5 protein-coding genes and 2 pseudogenes are annotated in these 4,539 nt (G+C 61.7%); 5 read left to right on the plus strand and 2 right to left on the minus strand.

What is annotated here, in order from left to right:
* Positions 1–227, minus strand: a pseudogene (locus ACYVD0_RS06675) (metal-dependent hydrolase); the annotation flags it as partial.
* Between the two features lie 262 nt (positions 228–489).
* Here ACYVD0_RS06675 and ACYVD0_RS06680 point away from each other — a divergent pair.
* The 4 genes from ACYVD0_RS06680 (at position 490) to ACYVD0_RS06695 (ending at position 3,318) form a co-directional block, all read left to right on the plus strand.
* Positions 490–1,269, plus strand: a complete 780-nt coding sequence (locus ACYVD0_RS06680; protein ID WP_460426095.1) for a DeoR/GlpR family DNA-binding transcription regulator — start codon at positions 490–492, stop codon at positions 1,267–1,269.
* A complete protein-coding gene (locus tag ACYVD0_RS06685) occupies positions 1,262–2,287 on the plus strand; it encodes an oxidoreductase (RefSeq protein ID WP_460426096.1) in 1,026 nt (341 codons plus the stop codon). Before ACYVD0_RS06680 ends, ACYVD0_RS06685 begins: the two co-directional genes overlap by 8 nt.
* Positions 2,284–2,754, plus strand: coding sequence for a heme-degrading domain-containing protein (locus ACYVD0_RS06690; protein ID WP_460426097.1), 471 nt, complete (start codon positions 2,284–2,286; stop codon positions 2,752–2,754). Before ACYVD0_RS06685 ends, ACYVD0_RS06690 begins: the two co-directional genes overlap by 4 nt.
* A 339-nt stretch (positions 2,755–3,093) precedes the next feature.
* Positions 3,094–3,318: an RtcB family protein gene (locus ACYVD0_RS06695; protein WP_460426098.1), complete on the plus strand. Its 225-nt coding sequence runs from the start codon at positions 3,094–3,096 to the stop codon at positions 3,316–3,318.
* Here the strand turns inward: ACYVD0_RS06695 and ACYVD0_RS06700 are convergent.
* Positions 3,315–3,881, minus strand: coding sequence for an HPF/RaiA family ribosome-associated protein (locus ACYVD0_RS06700; RefSeq protein ID WP_460426099.1), 567 nt, complete (start codon positions 3,879–3,881; stop codon positions 3,315–3,317). The two genes, ACYVD0_RS06695 and ACYVD0_RS06700, sit on opposite strands and share 4 nt — an antisense overlap.
* A 419-nt stretch (positions 3,882–4,300) precedes the next feature.
* On the opposite strand from ACYVD0_RS06700, the pseudogene ACYVD0_RS06705 reads away from it, so the two are divergent.
* Positions 4,301–4,372, plus strand: a pseudogene (locus ACYVD0_RS06705) (hypothetical protein); the annotation flags it as partial.
* Positions 4,373–4,539: the final 167 nt, after the last annotated feature.

Raw genomic sequence — 4,539 nt, forward strand, 5'->3', positions numbered from 1 at the left:
TCCAGCTTGCTGTCGTAGAGCACCTTGTCGATGCCCGGCGCGTTGCGCAGGTACTGCTGCTTGAGGTCCATGGTGTAGGCATACAGCGCCTTGTCGCTCTGCACGGCATGGCGGCCGGGATAGCGCTTCTCCAGGTACTCGCCCAGGCGCTGCTCGGCGATCAGCCGACGGACCTGGTCCTGCAGCTGTGGCGGGTAGGCGGCGAGATATTTTTTTAGCGCAGTCATCATGCAGTTCTCTTCAATTGCTCGAGCGCATCGCCGTGGGCGATGAGGGCAGGGGTTTGCCTTTCTTGGTCGGGGGTTGAGCCTTGCACCGATGCCCTGCCCGTTCAGCCTGAGCAGCAAGGTCACATGAAGACTTGTTGTCATACTGCACCATCCTTTTTCACGCACATATACTTATAATCACTTAAATACAAAGCGTTTGACTACGGATTATTGGTTGAAATAGACTCATGTTTACTTAAAAAACGCAGAATCACTTAACATGATTGTCGTAACCCAGGAAGAACGACTCAATGTCATTGCCGGACTGCTGGAACGGCAGCAGCGCATCACCCTGGACGAGATCTGCCAATACTTCGGCATTTCCCGCGACTCGGCCCGGCGAGATCTGATCAAGCTGACCGAGCAGTCCCGGTTTCAGCGCATTCGGGGCGGAGCACGATTGTTCGAGCCGGCCCTGGAGCCGCTGCCCTTTCTGCAGCGTCCGCGCAATGGGAGCAAGACAGCGCTCGCCCAGCGCACCCTGGAAGTGCTGCAGCCCGGCTCCAGCCTGTATCTGGACAGTGGCAGCACGCTATTGGAGCTGGCCCGGCTGCTGGCTGCCCAGTCCCAGCCCTTCAGCCTGGTCAGTGCCGCGCTGGATGCGCTGCAACTGCTGAGCCAGAACCCGGCGCTCAGTCTCCATGGCCTGGGCGGGGAGTTCGATCCGCTGCAGCGCATGATGCTGGGAGCGGAAACCGAACGGCAGCTGGGGCAGTTCCGGCTGCAACATGCCGTCATGGGGATTTGCGCCCTGAACGAGCACGGACTGAGCGCCCCGACGGCCGCCGAAGCCGCACTGAAACGCCGGGCGATCACCCAGTCCGAGCACCTGATTGCGGTCGGCAGCGGCGACAAGTTCGGTCAGCAGCAGTTGCACCAGGTCTGCGACCTGGCACAGCTGGATATGCTGATCTGCGATGCATTGCCCGCGGGGCGGCTGCGCCGGGCACTCCTCGATCTCGAGATCCCGATTGTCACACTGGAGACCTCCATTGATTAAGACCGCTGTTATCGGCTATGGGCTTTCGGCCCGAATCTTCCATCTGCCCTTCATTCACAACCAGGCGGAGCTGCGGCTGGTGGCCATCAGCAGCACCCAGGAACAGCTGCGGCAGGATTACCCGCAGTTGCAGCATTACCCGGATGGCAGCGAGCTGATCGCCCACAGCGATGCCGAGCTGGTTGTCATCACCTCACCGAACCACTGTCATTTTTCACTGGCCCGGCAGGCCTTGCTGGCCGGCAAGGATGTGCTGGTGGAGAAGCCCTTCGTCGTGACCGCGGAGGAAGGCGAAGAGTTGCTGGCCCTGGCCGCACGGCAGCAGCGGCTTCTGGCGATCTATCACAACCGCCGTTTCGATGGCGACTTCCTGACCCTCCAACAACTATTGCGCACAGGTCAGTTGGGAGACATCCGCTATTTCGAGTCCCACTTCGACCGCTTCCGCCCGACGCCAAGAGCCCGCTGGCGCGAGCAGGCCGGCCCGGGAGGCGGCATTCTCTACGATCTCGGTCCCCACCTGATCGATCAGGCGCTGGTGCTGTTCGGCCTGCCCGAGGCCATCAGCGCCCGCTGTCGCGAACTGCGCAGCGGCGCCGAGGCCACCGACTATTTTCATCTGCAGCTGCATTATCCGGACAAGGAGGTGGTGCTGCATACAAGTCCGTTCTGCGCCGCACCCACCCTTCGTTTCGTGCTGCAGGGCACCCTGGGCAGCTACCACAAGTTCGGGCTCGACCCCCAGGAGGATGCGCTGCGTGCCGGCGAGTTGCCAGGCGGCCCGGACTGGGGGCTGGAAAAGGCGAGCCACTATGGCAACGTCCATACAGAGCATGAAACCCGGACGCTGACGACCCTGGCCGGTAATTACCAGCTATTCTATCAGCAACTGGTGCAGGCCCTGCAGCAGCGCCAGCTGCCGCCGGTCACTCCCGCGGATGCTCTGCAGGGCATCCGACTGATCGAACTGGCCTGCCGCAGCCATCAACAGGGCCGAACGCTGGAGGTGACCCGATGACCTCGTCCGAACTGCTGGAGCAGGAAGCACGATTGCAGCTGCCCGGTTTCGATCTTGCCGCGGCCTGGCAACTGGGCCAGCAACTGTATCGGCTCGCGGCCGCCGCCCAGGCGCCGGCCGTTCTGGAGATCCATGTCTATGGCCGGATTGTCTTCAGTGCCGCCCTGCCGGGCTCCAGTGCCGACAACCATGACTGGGTCCGGCGCAAGCGCAATACGGTGCTGCGCTACGGGCACAGTTCACTGTATCTGGGGGAGTACAACCGCAGCAAGGGGCGGGAGTTCGAAACCCAGCCCCATATCGATGCGCGGGAATATGCGGTCCACGGCGGCAGCTTTCCGCTACGCCTGGCTGGCGGGGAACTGATCGGGGCTCTGACCCTGTCGGGCCTGCCGCAGTGGGACGATCACAGGCTGGTGGTCGAGGCGCTGCAGTCCTGGCTGGAGGCAGGCAGGGCCTGTGCCTGATTGCCCGGTGTCGATAGGCACTGGTCTCCCAGTACTCGAGATCGCTTTGCGTTCGACGTTGCTGAATCGGAGCTTCAGGCGCCAAAATTGACTAATCGAATAAACCGAACAGACCGCTAGGTGCATGCTGTATCGGGCGGTTCGGGTCGTCTCAAGCTTTTCATATCCGCCTCCAATTTGATCGTGCCTAGGCTCCTGCGCAGGCACGCCACAAGGGATGCTCCCGCATCCCCTGGACGCGGAGTGTCCATCAGTCGGGCTTCCACGCTGGAGCGTAGGAGCCATCAGACTGGATAGCGTGGCTGGCCGGAATCGGCCAGAAGACACTCGGAAGCACCTATGAAAGCAGGGGCGACTCAGGCGACACGTTTGTGGCGCGGCGAACAAGTGCGCGACGAACTGGCCGCATGCGGTGTGCTGATCAGCAGCCCATCCTGGCGCGGCATCGCTGAAGAAGCACCCGGCGCCTACAAGGCCGTCGACAGCGTGGCACTGGCGGCGGAACTGTCCAGACTGGAGCGCCGGGTCGCGCGCCTCGAGCCGATGGTCTGCATCAAGGGTTAGCCCGGCGTGTGCTGTCTCCCTAGCGGATGCACGGTACTGGCCTGCGGCCCCTGCTCCCCGGCCTCTTCGGCAAAGCGCAACTCATCGCCCACGTGCAGGTGATCAAAGGCACCGTTCAGCACGCTGTGGCGATGGAAGTAGATCTGCCGTCCTTCTGGGGTTTCGAGCATGCCGTAATCCATATCGCCATGCAGTTCGACCACTGTCCCCTGCTGCGCGGGTTCGTGGCTTTTGACCTGGGCCCTGCGCTTGCGCGCATAATCCTCCAGCTGGCGACGCACGGCCTTGAAGCAGTCGCGAATCGCCACGTACGGGTCCTCGTGGGCATGCTCATCGTGGTGAGCCTGGGTAGAGTGGATTTCGCCGTCCGGCAGCGTCAGGTGAACCTTGACCTGGTAGAGCTTGCCCTGGTGGTGGTGCTGATGCGGGGCGCCGAAGGTGACCGAACAACCGATGATCTGATCGTAGAACTCCTCCAGTTCATCGCACTGCTCGCGGATACGCGCCTCGATGGCCGGAGAAGGATCGATCTGGTGGAAATGGATCTGCAGTGGCTTTTGCATGGTGGACCTCGCAAGGATAAGAGCGCGTATCAGGATCGAAGACCAAACCACCTCTGGCGCGCGGGCGACCGGGACCTGATTGGAACGCTGGGGGAAGATGTCCCGGGTTTGATGTCGATCAACCCAGACGACGGGTTTGCCACTACGGAGACATCGCAGCCAGGCAAATTTCTCTATTCGGGCCATGCTTGAATTCTGGACCACCCAAGAGGAGCGCGCAGATTCAGTACGCCAATCCCGAGACCGTTTGCCGACTGATCGCGCTGGCCCGTGCGCTTCATGCCAAGGAAGAGGTCGTCATTCCCCAGGAGCCCACCAACTGAGGTGACGACTGGACGATGCAGGCGCTCGCCGATCGCGTCGATGACGAGGTATTCACGGAGTTCGAGTCGATCATCGAAGACCTGTAGCCGGACCAACAGCAGCAGGTGGTGGCGCTGCTGTGGCTGGGCCGCGATGACGCCCCGCCAGGGAACTGGGAGGCGCTGTGAATCGGCCCTGTTTCGAGAGACGCTTTTGAGCGTCTGCTAAGTCAATGAATTGCGAAGAAACCGTAGAACCACATCTTGCAAAGTGCAAGAAAGCACCCAAGCACAGCGTGCATTTTGCAGGATGGGCAGGAGGGACTCAGTTGCCCGCCAGGGTGCCTAGCCTGGAT

This window comes from Azotobacter armeniacus, assembly GCF_054779355.1.